This window comes from Brevundimonas sp. (assembly GCF_035998205.1).
Lineage (GTDB): Bacteria > Pseudomonadota > Alphaproteobacteria > Caulobacterales > Caulobacteraceae > Brevundimonas.
Window position 1 is genome coordinate 596192 of record NZ_DASYHT010000006.1, and the last position, 16156, is coordinate 612347.

General features: G+C 72.4%; 15 protein-coding genes and 2 riboswitches. Of the genes, 12 read left to right on the forward strand and 3 right to left on the reverse strand.

Going from position 1 to position 16156, the window contains the following annotated elements:
- Positions 1-117: 117 nt before the first annotated feature.
- Positions 118-2067 (forward strand): transketolase, encoded by a 1950-nt coding sequence (gene tkt / locus VGN74_RS12945; protein ID WP_327449500.1) that lies wholly within the window; start codon positions 118-120, stop codon positions 2065-2067.
- Here tkt and VGN74_RS12950 read toward each other — a convergent pair.
- Both VGN74_RS12950 and VGN74_RS12955 read right to left on the reverse strand, forming a co-directional pair.
- Positions 2064-3071 carry an adenosine deaminase gene (locus tag VGN74_RS12950; RefSeq protein WP_327448849.1) on the reverse strand — a complete coding sequence of 336 codons (1008 nt, stop codon included), beginning with the start codon at positions 3069-3071 and terminating at the stop codon, positions 2064-2066. The two genes, tkt and VGN74_RS12950, sit on opposite strands and share 4 nt — an antisense overlap.
- Before the next feature lie 61 nt (positions 3072-3132).
- Positions 3133-3579 carry a YcgN family cysteine cluster protein gene (locus tag VGN74_RS12955; RefSeq protein WP_327448852.1) on the reverse strand — a complete coding sequence of 149 codons (447 nt, stop codon included), beginning with the start codon at positions 3577-3579 and terminating at the stop codon, positions 3133-3135.
- A gap of 125 nt (positions 3580-3704) precedes the next feature.
- Between VGN74_RS12955 and VGN74_RS12960 the strand changes: the two genes are divergently transcribed.
- The 9 genes from VGN74_RS12960 (at position 3705) to VGN74_RS13000 (ending at position 13696) form a co-directional block, all read left to right on the forward strand.
- The gene (locus VGN74_RS12960; protein WP_327448854.1) at positions 3705-5519 is read left to right on the forward strand and encodes an ABC-F family ATP-binding cassette domain-containing protein; all 1815 of its coding nucleotides are present in this window, start codon (positions 3705-3707) and stop codon (positions 5517-5519) included.
- Between the two features lie 654 nt (positions 5520-6173).
- Positions 6174-7202, forward strand: coding sequence for an ABC transporter substrate-binding protein (locus VGN74_RS12965; protein ID WP_327448856.1), 1029 nt, complete (start codon positions 6174-6176; stop codon positions 7200-7202).
- Positions 7195-7950, forward strand: a complete 756-nt coding sequence (locus VGN74_RS12970) for an ABC transporter ATP-binding protein (RefSeq protein ID WP_327448858.1) — start codon at positions 7195-7197, stop codon at positions 7948-7950. Before VGN74_RS12965 ends, VGN74_RS12970 begins: the two co-directional genes overlap by 8 nt.
- Complete coding sequence (locus tag VGN74_RS12975) at positions 7947-8714, forward strand: ABC transporter permease (protein WP_327448860.1); 768 nt, start codon at positions 7947-7949, stop codon at positions 8712-8714. The genes VGN74_RS12970 and VGN74_RS12975 overlap by 4 nt, the downstream gene beginning before the upstream one ends.
- A 59-nt stretch (positions 8715-8773) precedes the next feature.
- The gene (locus VGN74_RS12980) at positions 8774-9535 is read left to right on the forward strand and encodes a hypothetical protein (protein ID WP_327448862.1); all 762 of its coding nucleotides are present in this window, start codon (positions 8774-8776) and stop codon (positions 9533-9535) included.
- Positions 9532-10623, forward strand: a complete 1092-nt coding sequence (locus VGN74_RS12985; RefSeq protein ID WP_327448865.1) for a DUF2336 domain-containing protein — start codon at positions 9532-9534, stop codon at positions 10621-10623. Before VGN74_RS12980 ends, VGN74_RS12985 begins: the two co-directional genes overlap by 4 nt.
- A gap of 84 nt (positions 10624-10707) precedes the next feature.
- Positions 10708-11139, forward strand: coding sequence for a lysozyme inhibitor LprI family protein (locus VGN74_RS12990; RefSeq protein WP_327448867.1), 432 nt, complete (start codon positions 10708-10710; stop codon positions 11137-11139).
- A gap of 72 nt (positions 11140-11211) precedes the next feature.
- On the forward strand, positions 11212-12396 hold the full coding sequence (locus VGN74_RS12995; RefSeq protein ID WP_327448869.1) for an acyl-CoA dehydrogenase family protein: 1185 nt from the start codon (positions 11212-11214) through the stop codon (positions 12394-12396).
- A gap of 178 nt (positions 12397-12574) precedes the next feature.
- Positions 12575-13696 (forward strand): acyl-CoA dehydrogenase family protein, encoded by a 1122-nt coding sequence (locus tag VGN74_RS13000; protein WP_327448871.1) that lies wholly within the window; start codon positions 12575-12577, stop codon positions 13694-13696.
- A gap of 19 nt (positions 13697-13715) precedes the next feature.
- Here VGN74_RS13000 and VGN74_RS13005 read toward each other — a convergent pair whose 3' ends face one another.
- Positions 13716-14276 carry a hypothetical protein gene (locus tag VGN74_RS13005; RefSeq protein ID WP_327448873.1) on the reverse strand — a complete coding sequence of 187 codons (561 nt, stop codon included), beginning with the start codon at positions 14274-14276 and terminating at the stop codon, positions 13716-13718.
- Positions 14277-14368: 92 nt separating this feature from the next.
- Positions 14369-14478, forward strand: a riboswitch (glycine riboswitch).
- Positions 14479-14481: 3 nt separating this feature from the next.
- Positions 14482-14565: riboswitch (glycine riboswitch) on the forward strand.
- Between the two features lie 48 nt (positions 14566-14613).
- Between VGN74_RS13005 and gcvT the strand changes: the two genes are divergently transcribed.
- Both gcvT and gcvH read left to right on the forward strand, forming a co-directional pair.
- On the forward strand, positions 14614-15729 hold the full coding sequence (gene gcvT / locus VGN74_RS13010; RefSeq protein ID WP_327448875.1) for a glycine cleavage system aminomethyltransferase GcvT: 1116 nt from the start codon (positions 14614-14616) through the stop codon (positions 15727-15729).
- 12 nt (positions 15730-15741) lie between these two features.
- Positions 15742-16107 carry a glycine cleavage system protein GcvH gene (gene gcvH / locus VGN74_RS13015; protein WP_327448877.1) on the forward strand — a complete coding sequence of 122 codons (366 nt, stop codon included), beginning with the start codon at positions 15742-15744 and terminating at the stop codon, positions 16105-16107.
- The last annotated feature ends 49 nt before the right edge of the window (positions 16108-16156 follow it).

Sequence of the window (16156 nt, forward strand, 5' to 3'; positions counted from 1 at the left end):
GTATAGAACCCGACGCGCGGTCGCGGTAAAGCGCGCGCCTCCGCAAAAACGCCGCCGACCGACTGGGGAACCGCCGTGTCCGATCGCTCCAAGCCCGCCAAGGCCACCCCCCAGCAGATGGCCGACGCCATCCGCGTGCTCGCCATGGATGGCGTCGAGGCGGCGAAGAGCGGCCACCCCGGCATGCCAATGGGCATGGCCGACGTCGCCACGGTACTGTTCTCCAAGGTCCTGAAGTTTGACGCCTCGCGCCCCGACTGGGCCGATCGCGACCGCTTCATCCTGTCGGCCGGCCACGGCTCGATGCTGATCTACGCCCTGCTGCACCTGACCGGCTACAAAGCGGCGACGCGCGAGGAGCTGGCCAACTTCCGCCAGTGGGGCGCGCGCACCGCCGGCCACCCGGAGTACGGCCACATGCCGGGGGTGGAGACCACCACCGGGCCGCTGGGGCAGGGCCTGGCCAACGCCGTCGGCTTCGCCATGGCCGAGCGGCATCTGGCCGCCCACTTCGGCGAGGATCTGGTCGACCACCGCACCTGGGTCATCGCCGGCGACGGCTGCCTGATGGAGGGCATCAGCCAGGAGGCCATCGCCCTGGCCGGCCGCTACAGGCTGAACAAGCTGACGGTGCTGTGGGACGACAACGCCATCACCATCGACGGGGCCGTGTCCCTGTCGGACGCCACCGACCAGAAGGGCCGCTTCAAGGCCGCCGGCTGGGCTTTCAAGGCCATCGACGGCCACGACATGGCGCAGATCAAGGCCGCCCTGAAGTGGGCCACGAAGCAGGACAAGCCGACCCTGATCGCCTGCAAGACCCGCATCGGCAAGGGCGCGGCGACCATGGAGGGCAGCCACAAGACCCACGGCGCGGCGCTGGGCGCGACCGAGGTGGCGGCCACCCGCGCGGCGCTGGACTGGACCCACGGCCCGTTCGACGTGCCGGCGGAGATCGAGGCCGCCTGGCGCAAGATCGGCCGGCGCGGCGCGAAGGATCGCAAGGCCTGGGAAGCCCGGCTCAAGACCTCGCCGCTGGCCGACGACTTCACCCGCGCCATGGCCGGCGACCTGCCGGCTGACGCCTTTGACCGGTGGGACGCCGGCCTGAAGGCGCTGATCGCCTCGCCGCCCGCCCAGGCCACCCGCGCCGCCTCGGGCGCCGCCCTGGCCGAGCTGTTCGAGCCCATCCCCGAGCTGATCGGCGGCTCGGCCGACCTGACCGGCTCGAACAACACCCTGGTCAAGGGCACGGTGACGTTCGACGCCCCGGACTACGAGGGGCGCTACATCAACTGGGGTATCCGCGAGCACGGCATGGCCGCGGCCATGAACGGCATGGCCCTGCACGGCGGGGTGATCCCCTACGCCGGCACCTTCATGGTGTTCTCGGACTACAGCCGCCCGTCGATCCGTCTGGCGGCCCTGATGGGCATCCGCGTGGTCCACGTCCTGACCCACGACTCCATCGGGGTCGGCGAGGACGGCCCGACGCACCAGCCGGTCGAGCACCTCGCCGCCCTGCGGGCCATTCCCAACCTGCTGGTGTTCCGTCCGGCCGATACGGTCGAGGCCTTCGAGTGCTGGCGCGCGGCGCTGGAGAGCAAGACCGCGCCCTCGGCCCTGGCCCTGTCGCGCCAGAAGACCGACGCCGTGCGCCTTGAGGCCGCCAGCGAGAACCTGTCGGCCCGCGGCGCCTATGTGCTGCGCGAGGCGTCGGGCGAGGCTCGCGCCACCCTGTTCGCCACCGGCACCGAGGTGCCCCTGGCGCTCAAGGCCCGCGAGACCCTGGAGGCCGGGGGCGTGCCGACGCGGGTCGTGTCCGTCCCCTGCTTCGCCCTGTTCGAGCGCCAGCCGGCCGACTACCAGGCGGCGGTGATCGGCCGCGGCACGGTCCGCGTGGCGGTCGAGGCCGGCATTCGCCAGGGCTGGGAGCGCTTCATCGGCGAGGACGGCGGCTTCGTCGGCATGACCGGCTTCGGCGCCTCGGCCCCGGCCGAGATCCTCTACGACAAGTTCGGCATCACCGCCGCGGCGGTGGTCGATCAGGTCAAGGCCCGGCTCTAGCTCACATAGGCGTCGACCTCGGCGAGCCGGGCGGCCTTGTCCGCCTCGCCGAGGAACGAGCCCTCGAAGCTGTTGCGGGCGATGCGCGCCAGGTCGCCGCGGCCGAGGCCGACGGCCTTGGCCAGCGCCCGGTAGTTGTCGTTCACATAGCCGCCGAAATAGGCCGGATCGTCCGAGTTCAGCGTCACGTGCAGCCCGCGCCGCAGCATCTCCGGCACCGGGTGGGTCGTCAGGTCGTGCACGACGCAGAGCTTGAGGTTGGACAGGGGACAGACGGTCAGGGTCATGCCCTCGGCCGCCAGCCGTCGGATCAGCCCCTCGTCTTCCATGGCCCGGTTGCCGTGGTCGATGCGGTCCACGCGCAGCAGGTCCAGCGCTTCGTGGACATAGGCCGGCGGGCCTTCCTCCCCGGCGTGGGCGCACAGCTTCAGCCCCATGTCGCGGGCCCGGGCGAAGACGCGCTCGAACTTCGACGGCGGATGGCCGACTTCCGACGAATCCAGCCCGACGCCGACGATCCGGTCCAGCCACGGCTCGGCCGAGGCGAGGGTGGCGAAGGCGGCCTCCTCATCCAGGTGCCGCAGGAAGCACAGGATCAGCTTCGAGGTGACGCCCAGCTCGGCCTCGGCCCGGGCCATGCCGGCCAGCAGGCCGTCGGCGACCACGGCGAAGGGAATGCCCCGGTCGGTGTGCGTCTGGGGGTCGAAGAAGATCTCGGCGTGGCGGACATTGTCCGCCGCCGCGCGGCGGAAATAGGCGAGGGCGAGGTCGTGGAAATCCTCCTCCGTCCGCAGCACCTCGGCCCCGGCGTAGTAGATGTCGAGGAAGTCCTGCAGGTTGGAGAAGGCGTAGGCCGCCCGCACCGCCTCCACATCCGCGAAGGGGATATCGACCCGGTTGCGCCGGGCGAAGGCGAACATCTGCTCCGGCTCCAGCGAGCCCTCGATGTGCAGGTGCAGCTCGGCCTTGGGCAGGCCGGCGATGAAGGCGTCGAGATCGGTCATGGCGGGCTCCTCGTGGCGCAAAGCCTGCCCGTGTCGACGCGGGCCGTCCAGCCGTCTTGCGTCAGGCGTCCCCGGCCCACTCCGGCGCCTCGAAGTCCAGCGCGTCCTCGGGCTCGGCCAGGCTCAGCTCCGAGATGGTCTGGCCCCGCACCGACACCCCTGCCCGGTGCACGCTCTCCGGATCGCCGCTGACCAGCGGGTGCCAGTCGGCGAGGCCGCGCCCCTCGTGCAGCCGGCGATAGGCGCAGGACTTCGGCATCCACTGCAGCGCCTCGATGTTCCACGGCGTCAGCTTGATGCAGTCCGGCACATGGGTCTTGCGCGCGGCATAGTCGGAACAGCGACAGGCCTGCGGGTCGAACAGCTTGCAGTGCACCCGCGTGGGGATGACCTCACCGGTCTCCTCCTCCTCGAAGCGGATCACGCAGCAGCGGCCACAGCCGTCGCACAGCGCCTCCCACTCCGCCGCGGTCATCTGCTCCAGGGTCTTGTCACGCCAGAAGGCCATGCGCGGCTTCTACGCCGCCGACGCTGCCGGCGCGAGGAATACGGAGCCGCGGGGTGGCGAAAGTCGCTGGCGACACCTATTCCACCGCATCTTCCTGACCGCAATGTCAGACCTCTAGGAGCCTCATGGCCGCGCGTCCGCCTCTTGTCGCCCTCAAGGACGTCCGTCTGCAGGACGGGCCGCGGCCGCTGTTCGACGGGGTCGACATGGCCATCGAGCCGCGCGTGCGCGCCGCCCTGGTCGGGCGCAACGGGGCGGGCAAGTCGACCCTGATGAAGCTGGTCATGGGCCTGATCGAGCCCGACGCCGGCGAGCGCACGGTGCAGGCCGGGACGCGCTTCGCCTATGTGCCGCAGGAGCCGGCGATCGTTGGCGAGACCCTGGCCGACTACGCCGCCTCGGGCGGGGCCGAGCGCTGGGACGGCGAGGCCTGGCTGGAGACCTTCGGCCTCGACCCGCGGAAGGGGACCGGCGGGATGTCGGGCGGCGAGATCCGGCGCGCGGCCCTCGCGAAAGCCTTCGCCGAGGCTCCGGACGTGCTGCTGCTGGACGAGCCGACCAACCACCTCGACATCCTGGCCATCGAGCGGCTGGAGGCGGAGCTGCTGTCGCTGCGCTCGGCCGTGCTGGTGGTCAGCCACGACCGCGCCTTCCTCAACCGCGTGACCCAGGCGGTGCACTGGCTGGACGGGCGCCGGGTGCGCACCCTCGACAAGGGGTTCGAGGCCTTCGACGCCTGGTCGGGCAAGATCTACGAGGAAGAGGCCGAGTCCCTGCGGCGGCTGACGAAGCGGATCGAGGCGGAGACCTACACCTTCTACCGCTCGATCACCGCCCAGCGGACCCGCAACGAGGGCCGGGCCGAGCGGCTGCGGCAGATGCGGGTGGAGCGGGCCGAGCGGGTGCGCGACCTGCCGCGCGAGCTGACCCTCGGCGTCGACGCCGGGGCGACCTCCGGCAAGCTGGTGGCCGAGCTGAAGGGGGTGGCCAAGCGCTTCGGCGAGCGGGTCATCTTCCGGGGCCTGACCACGCGGGTGATCCGCGGCGACCGGCTGGGCATCGTCGGGCCGAACGGGGCGGGCAAGACGACGCTGGTGAAGACCCTGCTGGGCGAGCTGGCGCCCGACGAGGGCACGGTGCGGCTCGGGGCCAATCTCGAAGTGGTCTACATGGACCAGTCGCGCGAGGGGCTGCGTTCGGACATGAGCCTGTGGGACGCCCTGACCCCCGGCGGCGGCGACTCGGTGCTGGTGCGCGGCCGGCCGATGCATGTGGCGGCCTATGCGAAGGAGTTCCTGTTCCAGGAGAGCCAGCTGAAGCAGCCGGTCTCGACCCTGTCCGGCGGCGAGCGCAACCGCCTGCTGCTGGCCCGGGCGCTGGCGAAGCCGGCCAATCTGCTGGTGCTGGACGAGCCGACCAACGACCTCGACATGGACACGCTCGACAAGCTCGAGGAGCTGCTGGAGGGCTATGAGGGGACGCTGATCCTGGTCAGCCACGACCGCGACTTCATCGACCGGCTGGCCACCTCGACCCTGGCGCTGAACGGCCGCGGCGACATCGTCGAGACGCCCGGCGGCTGGTCCGACTTCGTGCGCCAGAACCCCGGCTTCCTCAGCGAGGCGCCGCGCGCGGCAGGGGAGGGGAAGGCCGGGCGCGCCGAGCCGCCCGCCCGCCCGGCGCCCGCCGCCGCCCCGAAGAAGCTGTCCTACAAGGACCAGCGCCGGCTGGAAGAGCTGGAGGGGCTGATCGGGACGCTGCCGGCGGAGATCGCCCGGCAGGACGCCCTGCTGGCCGACCCGGACCTCTACGCCCGCGACCCGGCGGCCTTCGACCGGGCGGTGAAGGCGGCGGCGGCGGCGCGGTCGCAGCTGGAGGCGGCCGAGACCGAGTGGCTGGAGCTGGAGGAGAAGCGCGAGGCGATGGCCACGGGCGGCTGACGCCGGTCTGTGGATAACGCGCAAGCCTCTGACTTCGGGGGTGAAAATTGCGTGCGCCGCGCCGTTTTCCACAGCCTGCGCACAGATTGTCCGCCGAATGGCCCACAGGCGGTCAGTTTCGGGCGCTTGCCTCATAGCGGGTTCCGCGAGAACGTCAACGGGCCGAGGGACACGGCGGCGCGGAAATCCGGGGAGACCCGGGGATCCAGGCGAGCCGGTCCGACGCTCTGACCGGGAGATGCTGACGGCTTCGGCCTGACCTTCGACCGGCAGGATCCAGGCTTCGGCGGCGCAGGCTTCGGCCGGCTGCAGGGGAACCGGATCGCGATCGCTGAACGACGACGGGGGCGACCCTTTCGGACCGGCGGCGACGCGGCGACGACGGGATACAGCCGACCGTCCAGGAGGTTCGCCTCCTCGACGCGCAGGCCAGGGCCCCGACCCTCAATGGCCAAGTCCAACCCGGACTTGGCGAGGGGGCGTCCGCAACGGCTCGACCGGGCGGACGTCCCCTCGCTCAATTCCGCCACCGTGAAGCTGCGAGGTGCGGCGCCGGGCGGAACGCCGCGCAGGCCCCGACGTCTGCCCGACCCCTGACGAAATGCCCGGCCGCGCGCCCTTCCCACGGCGCGTCGCGCCCCCTAAACCTCGGGCATGATCCAGCGCACGCCTCCCCTCGTCACGGATCGTCGCCGGCTGCTGGCCGGGGCGGGCGCGCTCGCGCTGGCCGGCTGTGGCCGCGGGGCGCCGCCGGAGGTCGATGAGGCGGGCCGTGTGCGGCTGCGCTTCGCCACCGACTGGCTGGCCCAGGCCGAGCATGGCGGTTTCTACCAGGCGCTGGCCTCCGGGGCCTATGAGCGCCGCGGCCTGAACGTGCAGATCGTCCAGGGCGGGCCGGGCGTGAACGTGCCTCAGCTGCTGGCGTCCGGCGCGGTCGAGCTGGGCATGGGCTCCAACAGCTTCATCCCGCTGAACCTCGTCAACGAGGGCGCGCCGGTGAAGGCGGTGGCCGCCTTCTTCCAGAAAGACCCGCAGGTCCTGATCGCCCACCCGGACCCGGCGCTGGACTCGATCGCCGACCTCGCCGGCCGGCCGATCCTGCTGGCCGACGCCTCGGTGACGGCCTTCTGGGTCTGGCTCAAGGCGAAGTACGGCTTCACCGACGACCAGGTGCGCAAGTACACCTTCAACCCGGCGCCTTTCCTCGCCGACCCGCGGGCGGTGCAGCAGGGCTATCTGACCTCCGAGCCCTACACGATCGAGAAGGTCGGCGGCTTCGAGCCGCGGGTCTTCCTTCTGGCGGACGAGGGCTACCCCTCCTACGCCACCATGGTGCTGGCCCCGGACGGCTTCGCCCGCGACAACGCCGAGGCCCTGCGCAGCTTCATCGCCGCCTCGATCGAGGGCTGGCGCGACTATCTGAACGGCGACGCCTCCGTGGCCGACGCCCTGATCCGGCGCGACAACCCGGAGATGACCCAGGACGTGCTGGACCAGGCCCGGGAGAAGCTGAAGAGCTACGCCCTGGTCGAGGGGGGCGACGCCGCCCTGTTCGGCCTCGGGGCCATGACCGCCGACCGCTGGCGCGACTTTTTCGAGGTGACGAGCCAGGCGGGCGTCTATCCGACCACCCTCAACTGGCGGGACGCCTTCACCCTCGACTTCCTGCCGGGCCGTGGCTGAGGCCGGTCCCGCCGTCGCCCTGCGGCGGGCCCTGATCCGCTTCCCCGGCCGGCCGACGCCGCTCGGCCCTATCGATCTGACGGTCGAGGCGGGCGAGATCGTCGCCCTCGTCGGCGCCTCGGGGGCCGGCAAGTCCAGCCTGCTGCGCCTCATCGCCGGACTGGAGCCGGCGGCTGGCGGCGAGGTGCATCGCGCCGCCCCGCGCGACCGCATCGGCCTGGTGTTCCAGGCGCCGACGCTGATGCCCTGGGCCTCGGTGCAGGACAATGTCCGGCTGCCGCTCGATCTCGCCGGCGCCCCGCGCGCCGAGGGCGACGCGCGCGCCGCCGCGGCGCTGCAGGCCGTGGGGCTGGGCGAGCGGCTGACGGCGCGGCCGGCGGCCCTGTCCGGCGGCATGGCCATGCGCGCCGCCCTTGCCCGGGCCCTGGTGGCCGAGCCGCATCTGCTGCTGCTGGATGAGCCCTTCGCAGCGCTGGACACCATCACCCGGCGGCGGCTGGCCGAGGACCTGCACCGGCTGTGGCAGGCGTCGCGGCCGACCATCGTGCTCGTCACCCACGACGTCGAGGACGCCGTCTATCTCGCCGGCCGGGCGCTGGTGCTGGGCCGCGACGGCGCGGTCAGCGCCGAGGTCCCGCTGCCGCCGGTCCTGCCGCGCCCCGCTGGCTTCCGCGAGAGCGCCGAGGCGCGGGCGGCGGCGACCCGGCTGTCCGAGGCGCTGGCCCGGGCCATGGAGCCCACGCCATGAGCCTCGTCGCGCGCCTCTGGCCGCCCCTTGCCTTGGCGGCCGTGCTCCTGCTGGCGTGGGAGGCCGGCTGCCGTCTGCTCGACGTGCCCGCCTATTTCCTGCCGCCGCCCAGCGCCGTCGCCGCGGCCCTGGTGGAGGCGGCCCCGCGCCTGATCCCGTCCGCCGGCCGCACCTTCGTCATGGCGCTGCAGGCGCTGGCCGTGGCCACCGTCGTCGGCGGCGGCCTCGCCGTCCTCGTGTCGCTCAGCCCGGCGGCCGAGCGCGCGGCCCGTCCGCTGGCGACGGCGCTGCAGGTCACGCCGGTGGTCGCCATCGCCCCCCTGGTGCTCATCTGGTACGGCCTCGACAACGCCGGCGCCGCGGTGGTGACCCTCGCGGCGCTGGTCGCCTTCTTCCCCATCTTTTCGGGCGTGCTGACCGGGCTGCGGTCCGCGGATCCCGATCTCGAGCGCCTGTTCGATCTCTATGGCGCCGGGCGATGGCGGCGGCTGGTGCGGCTGCGCGCGCCCTCGGCGGCGGTCTATGCCCTCGAGGGTTTCCGGGTGGCCGCCGGTCTCTCGATCATCGGGGCGGTGGTGGCCGAGTTCGTCTCCGGTTCGGGCGCCGCCCAGGGGCTGGCCTGGCGGCTGCTGGAGGCCGGCAACCGCCTGCGCACGGCCGAGTTGCTGGCCGCGCTGGTGTGGCTGGCGGTGATGGGCGCGGCGCTCAACGCCGGGGCCGGCCTGCTGGTCGCGGCGGCCCGACGCCGCCTTAACGGACGTTAGCCGGCAGTTAAGGCCGCCCTCGCTACGCTGCCCCGGTGAGCAAGTCGCCGGAGACGATCTTGGCCCGCAGCGCGCGCCTTCCCGTGATGGCCGGACTGGCCCTGACCGTGGCCTCGGTTGCGGCGACGGCTGCGCCGGTCGTCGCCCAGACGGCGCCGGCGGCCTCCGCTCCGGTTCGGGCGGGGCAGGCCAGCGGCCTGCGCTACCTCAACTGGCACGGCAAGCGCCCCGATCCGGCCCGGACTCCTGCGGTCGCGCCTGCCGCGGCGCCGCCGCGGGCCGAAACGCCGCCGCCGCCAGCGCCGGTGGTCTATGGGCCGCCCGTGCCGGCGGAGCGCCCGCGCAACGGCCTGACTCCGGCCTCGGCCTGGTTGCCCGCCGGCGGAGCGCCGGCTCAGGCGGCCCCTGCGGCCCCGGCCGCGCCGGTCGCCGCATCGCCGCCGGCCGCGTACGTCCCGCCGCCGGTCATCGTGCCCGCGACGTATGAGGCGGCTGCAGCGGTCCGTCCGGCTGACGCCCCGCGCCCCGATGCCCCGATCTTCCGGCTCGCCGCTGCAGAAGCCGCCCCCACTCCTGCCGCCCCGGCCCGACCCGAGGCCCCGGTCTCGCCCCAGGCCCCGGTCGCCGGCGAGTCGCCGCGGTTCTATTCCGTGCACCGGGCCGCGGGCCGGACGCCCGACCCGGTCGCGCTGCCCGCGCCGGTCATGCTGGACCAGGCGCCCGTTGATCTGGCGGAGCCCGAGGGGCCGCCCGTCATTCTGCGCGACGCCCGGGGCCGGCTGGTGCCGGCCGAGCTTCTGGACGGATCGACCCTGCCATGAGTACGCCCGACTCCCGCCTTCCCGACCTGATTTCGCTCGCCCGGGAGTCCTCGAGCGAACGCCGCCGCGCCGTGCTGCGCGAACTGACCGAAAGCTTCTTCGGCGCGTCCGGTCATGGCGAGGTCGAAACCGAAGCCTATGGCGTCATCCTCGCGGAGGTGGCCCAGGACATGGAGGCGGCGGTCCGCGCCGAACTGGCCGAGCGCTTCGGCCCGGCCCCCCACGCACCGCGCGGCCTCGTGCGGACTCTCGCCGACGACCCGGAGGCGGCGGTGGCGACCGCCGTGCTGCGCGCCTCGCCGCTGCTGACGGACGAGGACCTGCTGCGGGTCGTGCGCAAGCACGGCCAGGACCATCTGCGCGCCGTCTCGTCGCGACCGCAGGTGTCAGAGGCGGTGTCCGACGTGATCGTCGCGCGCGGCGATGACGAGACCCTCGGCACCCTGCTGCGCAACGACGGCGCGCGCCTGTCGCGCGAGGCCTCCGAGGCCGCGGTCGAGCGGGCCAAGCTGAACCCGGCCCTGCACGAGGTGACGGTCAATCGCGCCAGCCTGCCGCCGGACCTGCTCAACGACATGTATTTCGTGGTCGAGACGCGCCTGCGGCAGAGCATTCTGGAGCAGAACGCGGCCATGGACCCGGCGCTGCTGGAGAGCGCGCTCCGCCACGGTCGGGCCCAGGTGGCGACCCAGGACGGCGTGTTGCCGGAGGACTACGCCGAGACCCTGGCCCGGGTGGAGCAGCTGCAGGCGGCGAACCAGCTGACCCCGTCGGTGCTGGCCGGATTCCTGCGCAACAACAGCAAGACGGCCTTCCTGATCGCCCTGGCGCAGCTGGCGGACCTCGATTTCCACACCGCCCGCCACATCGTCGAGCGGCGCGAGCTGGATGCGCTGGCGGTGGTCTGCCGCGCCGCGGATCTCGATCGCGCCCTGTTCCTGACCTACGCCCTCGTGCTGCTCAATGACGACGGCGACGCCATGGGCAAGGCGAAGAGCTATGCCGAGATGTACGCGGCGCTGGGCCGCGATACGGCGCTGCGCACCATCCGCTTCTGGCGCCTGCGACGCGAGGCGGTCGCCGCCTGACGGCGGTTCCCGCAGATGTGATCCGCGCGCGCGAGACGCGTCGGTCGCCCGGCCGCATGGCGGCGTTTGTCCTGGAGGCTCGTCATGCTGATCGCCGCGCTGCTCGCGTCCACCGTCGCCGTCGCTGGTCCGGATGGCTGTGAGGACGCCGTTTCGACGGTGGACATCAGCGCCTGTCTTTCCGGGCAGCTGGAGCGCGAGTCCGACCGCATGGACTCCTACTTCGCCGCGGTCATCGCGCGGGCTGACGAGCTCGGCGACCGGATCGTCGGCGCGGACGGCCCCGAGGTGGTCGAGGCGCTGCAGCTGAGCCAGAGCGCCTGGCTGGCCTATCGCGACGCCGAGTGCTCGGCCACCTACGCCTGGTGGAGCGACGGCACGATCCGCGGGCCGAACACGCTGCAGTGCCGGATCGACCTGACGCGGGAGCGGACGCGCCACCTGTGGTCGGCCTATCTGACCCATGCGGATTCCAGCCCGCCGGTCCTGCCGGAGCCGTCATCGCCCGCGCCCTGACGTCGCGTCACGCTTCCGTCCTCAAAAAATACGCTCTAGCCTGCGCTCCAGGGAAAAACGCCGAGGCACAGAATGAGCGACCTTGAGACCTTTCGCGCCGAGACCCGCGCCTGGCTGGAGGCCAACTGCCCGGCCGAGGTGCGCGGACCGATCGAGAGCGAGTCGGACGTCATCTGGGGCGGGCGCAACGCCGTGTTCAAGACGCCGGCCCACCGCCAGTGGCTGGAACGCATGGCCGCGCGCGGCTGGACCGCGCCGGAATGGCCGCGCGAGTACGGCGGCGGCGGCCTGAGCCGCGAGGAGGCCAAGGTGCTGGCGAAGGAGCTGCGCCGCCTCCAGGCCCAGCCGCCGCTGCAGTCCTTCGGCGTCTGGATGCTGGGCCCGGCGCTGCTGAAGTTCGGCACCGAAGAGCAGAAGCAGAAGTTCCTGCCGCCGATCGTGCGCGGCGAGATTCGCTGGTGCCAGGGCTATTCCGAGCCGGGCGCCGGCTCCGACCTCGCCGGCCTGCAGACGCGTGCGGAAGACAAGGGCGACCACTGGATCGTCAACGGCCAGAAGGTCTGGACCTCCTACGCCGACAAGGCCGACTGGATCTTCTGCCTGGTGCGCACCGATCCGGAGGCGCCGAAGCACCTTGGCATCTCGTTCGTGCTGTTCGACATGGCCACGCCCGGCGTGACCACCCGGCCGATCACCCTGATCTCGGGCAAGAGCCCCTTCTGCGAGACCTTCTTCGACAATGTCCGCGTCGAGAAGGAGAACCTCGTCGGCGAGCTGAACCGCGGCTGGGACGTGGCCAAGTATCTGCTGGCTCACGAGCGGACCATGATCGGCGAGATCGGCGAGGTCATGGGCGGCCGGCCGGTCGGCCAGGTCGCGGCGGACTCGATCGGCGTCAGCGCCGACGGGCGTCTGGACGAGCCGATGCTGCGCAGCCGCATCGCCGAGCTCGACATCGACGCCGCCGCCTTCCGGCTGGCGCTGGAGCGGGTCGGCGACCAGACCCGCGCCCGTCAGGCCCACCCGGCCATGGCCTCGATGCTCAAGTACTACGGCTCGGAGCTGAACAAGCGCCGCCACGAACTGCTGATGGCTGCCGGCGGCTCGGACGCGCTGGAGTGGGAGAGCGAGCGCTCGCGGCATGGCTCCGCCGCCCGCGACTGGCTGCGCACCAAGGCCAACTCGATCGAGGGCGGGACCAGCGAGGTCCAGCTCAACATCATCGCCAAGCACATCCTGCAGCTGCCGGGGGCGTAGCGGGACCGCTCCCTTCCCCCTCGATGGGGGAAGGGTTGGGGATGGGGGTGCTCGCACGGTCATCAGGGTGATGATCGCGGGAGGCGCCGCCCGAGCCCCGCCAGGAACCGCCGCCGCCCGCACCCCCACCCCGGCCCTCCCCCATCGAGGGGGAGGGTGCAGAGAGGACGATCATCCCATGCCCCTGATCCTCACCGACGAACAGACCATGCTGAAGGAGGCCGCCGACGGTTTCCTCGCCGAGCGCGCGCCGATCAGGCACCTGCGCGAGCTACGCGACCGCAAGGACGCCGACGGCGTCTCGCGCGAGCTGTGGCGGGCCTTTGGCGAGATGGGCTTCGCCGGGGTGATCGTGCCGGAAGCGCACGGGGGCTCGGGGCTCGGCGCGGTCGAGGCCGGGGTCATCGCCGAGAGCCTCGGCCGCACCCTGACGCCGTCGCCCTTCCTCGGCAGTTCGGTGCTGGCGGCCAAGGTGCTGCTGGAGGCCGGGTCCGACGCCCAGCAGGCGGCCTGGCTGCCGCAGCTGGCGGCGGGCGAGGCCATCCTGACCCTGGCGCTGGAGGAGGGGGCCAAGCATGCGCCCGAGCGGATCGAGACCCGCGCCGAGCGCGCCGGCAACGGCTTCCGTCTTAACGGCCGCAAGGCCTTCGTGCTCGACGGCCATGTCGCCGACGCCCTGATCGTCGTCGCCCGCGCCGACGAGGGCCTGACCCTGTTCCTCGTCGATCCGAAGGCCGCCGGGGTGGAGATCGAGCGCACCGCCATGGTCGACGCGCACAATGCGGCGCGGGTGACCCTGAACAACGTCGAGGTCGATGCTGACGCCGTCCTCGGCGAGGTCGGCGGGGCCGGCGCGCCGCTCAACGCTGCACTGGCGCTGGGCCGGGCCTGCGCCGCCGCCATGCTGACCGGGGCGGGGGATCAAGCCTTCCAGATCACCCTCGACTACATCAAGGGCCGCAAGCAGTTCGGCCGCGCCATCGGCGAGTTCCAGGCGCTGCAGCATCGCTCGGCGCATCTGTTCTCGGAGATCGAGATCGCCAGGGCGGCGACCCTCGGCGCCCTGCAGCGGCTCGACGCCGGCGCGGACAAGGCCGATCTCGCCGTCTCGGTGGCCAAGGCCAAGGCCGGCCGCGTGGCCGAGCTGGCGGTGCAGGAGGGCGTTCAGATGCACGGCGGCGTCGGCATGACCGACGAGTACGACATCGGCCTCTACATGAAGCGGGTGCGGGTGCTGAACGAGCTGCTCGGCGACGCCCACTTCCACGCCGAGGTGATTGCGCGGGCCGGCGGCTACTGAGCCGCCAGCCCGTCGTGGCTCAGCGGAAGATGCAGGCCCGGCCGGCGTAGAGGGCGGTGACGCGGGCGTCGTCCCCCGTGCCGTTCAGGAAGCCGAAGACGTCCCCGGGCAGACTGAACTCCGGCCCCACCGTATCCTCGCGCACCTGCACGTCCGGATGCGCCGCGCGCACGTCGGCGAGCGTCGAGCCGACGTGGATGTCGGACAGGGTCGAGAGTCCCTCGGCCGCGCCCTCGGCGGCGAACCAGCCGGCCAGCGCGCCGTTCTCGAACAGGAAGTCGACGCCATTGCCCCAGTCGAGGACGACCAGCTCGGTGTCGGCGCAGCCGTCACGGGTCGGTTCGCGGCCGTAGAGGCCGGTCAGGAAGCGGCTGACGTCGTCCTGCGGCATGCCGAAGGCCAGCTTCAGGGCCGTGCCGCCATTGGGCTGCGCCGGGGTGAAGCCGTCCCCCTCCAGCAGGCCGGCGGCGGCGGACGCCGGCGCGTCGGCCGGGGCGGGGGCCGGCTCGGGCGGCGCGGCGGGCTCCGAACAGGCGGCGACGACGAACAGGGCGGCGGTGGCGAGGAGGATCTGGCGCATGGTCTCAGGCTAACGCCGTTGTCCGACAGCGCCAAGACAGCGCAGCACGCCCGGTGCAGCTTGACTTCGCGCGGGAGTCGGAGGACAGCGGGGTCGCTCTCGCGGGAGAGATCGGGCCGTCGCGGATCCTCGGATCGGACGGGCCGGAGCCGAAGGCGCAACCGCCCCGGAAACGCTCAGGCAAAAGGACCGCGAAGCGCACGGACGCTGGAAAGAGCCCGGCCGGGCTCGCCGACGGAGCAAGCCCGGACCCTGTCCGGCGCGGAATCTCTCAGGCTCAGGGACAGCGGGGGCGAGGCGGTCAGCGCCTCAGCACGCCTCGCAACCGGAGACCCGCATGTCCGACACCCCGCTCAAGACCACGCCGCTGACCGCTGCGCACAAGGCGCTGGGCGCGCGCATGGCGGCCTTCGCCGGCTATGACATGCCGATCCAGTACGAGGGCGTGCTGGCCGAGCACCGCTGGACCCGCGAGCACGCCGGCCTGTTCGACGTCTCGCACATGGGCCAGTGCAAGATCACCGGCGCCGACGCCACGGCCCAGTTCGAGCGCTTCGTGCCGGGCGACTACGCCGCGGTGAAGGCCGGCAAGCAGAAGTACTCCGTGCTGCTCAACGACCAGGGCGGCATCATCGACGACCTGATGGCCGGGCGGCCGGACCACCACGGCCTGTTCGTGGTCGTCAACGCGGGCAACAAGGACGAGGACTTCGCCCTGTGGCGGGCGCGGCTGGCCGGCGATGCGCAGCTGACGGTGCTCGAGGATCGCGCCCTGCTGGCGATCCAGGGGCCCGAGGCGGCGGCGGTGATGGCCGGGCACGAGCCGGTGCTGGCCGACATGGGCTTCATGGAATGCGCCCGGCTGATGCTGTTCGGCGTCGACTGCTACATCTCGCGCTCGGGCTACACCGGCGAGGACGGCTACGAGATCTCGGTCCCGGCGGACCAGGCCGAGCGGATCTGGAACACCCTTCTGCAGGACGCGCGGGTCAAGCCCGTGGGCCTCGGGGCCCGGGACTCGCTGCGGCTGGAGGCCGGGCTGCCGCTGCACGGCCACGACATCGACCCGACCACCAGCCCTGTCGAGGGCGCCCTGACTTTCGCCCTGTCGAAGAGCCGTAAGGAACGCGCCGACTTCGCCGGTGCCGATCGGGTGCTGCGCGAGCTGGCCGAGGGACCGTCGCGGGTGCGCGTCGGTCTGGTCGTGAAGGAGGGCGCTCCGGCCCGGGAGGGCGCCGGGATCGCCGACGCCGACGGGACCGTGATCGGCCGCGTCACCTCGGGCGGGCCGTCGCCGACGCTCGGGAAGAACATTGCGATGGGCTATGTGCCGCCCGCCTTCGCCGGTCTGGGGACCGAACTGAAGGTGATCGTCCGCGGCAAGGCCGCCGCCGCCGAGGTGGTGGCGATGCCGTTCGTCGCCCAGCGCTACTACCGCAAACCCAAGGCCTGAGAGGGGCACGCCATGAAGTTCACCAAGGATCACGAATGGGTCCGGCTCGAGGGCGACGTCGCCATCGTCGGCATCACGAAGCACGCGGCCGAGCAGCTCGGCGACGTGGTTTTCGTGGAGACGCCCGAGGTCGGCAAGGTGGTCGAGGCCAAGGCCGGCTTCGCCGTGGTCGAGAGCGTCAAGGCGGCCTCGGACGTCTACGCCCCGGTCGATGGCGAGGTGATCGAGGCCAATGACGCCCTGGCCACCGCCCCGGAGACCGTCAACGCCGATCCCGAAGGCGCCGGCTGGTTCGCCAGGATCAAGGTCCGCGACGCCTCCCAGCTCGACGCCCTGATGGATCGCGCCGCCTACGACCAGTACCTGACCACCCTCTAGGTTCTTCTCCGCTCATCCCGGCGAAAGCCGGGGCCCGGGCCCGCAGCCG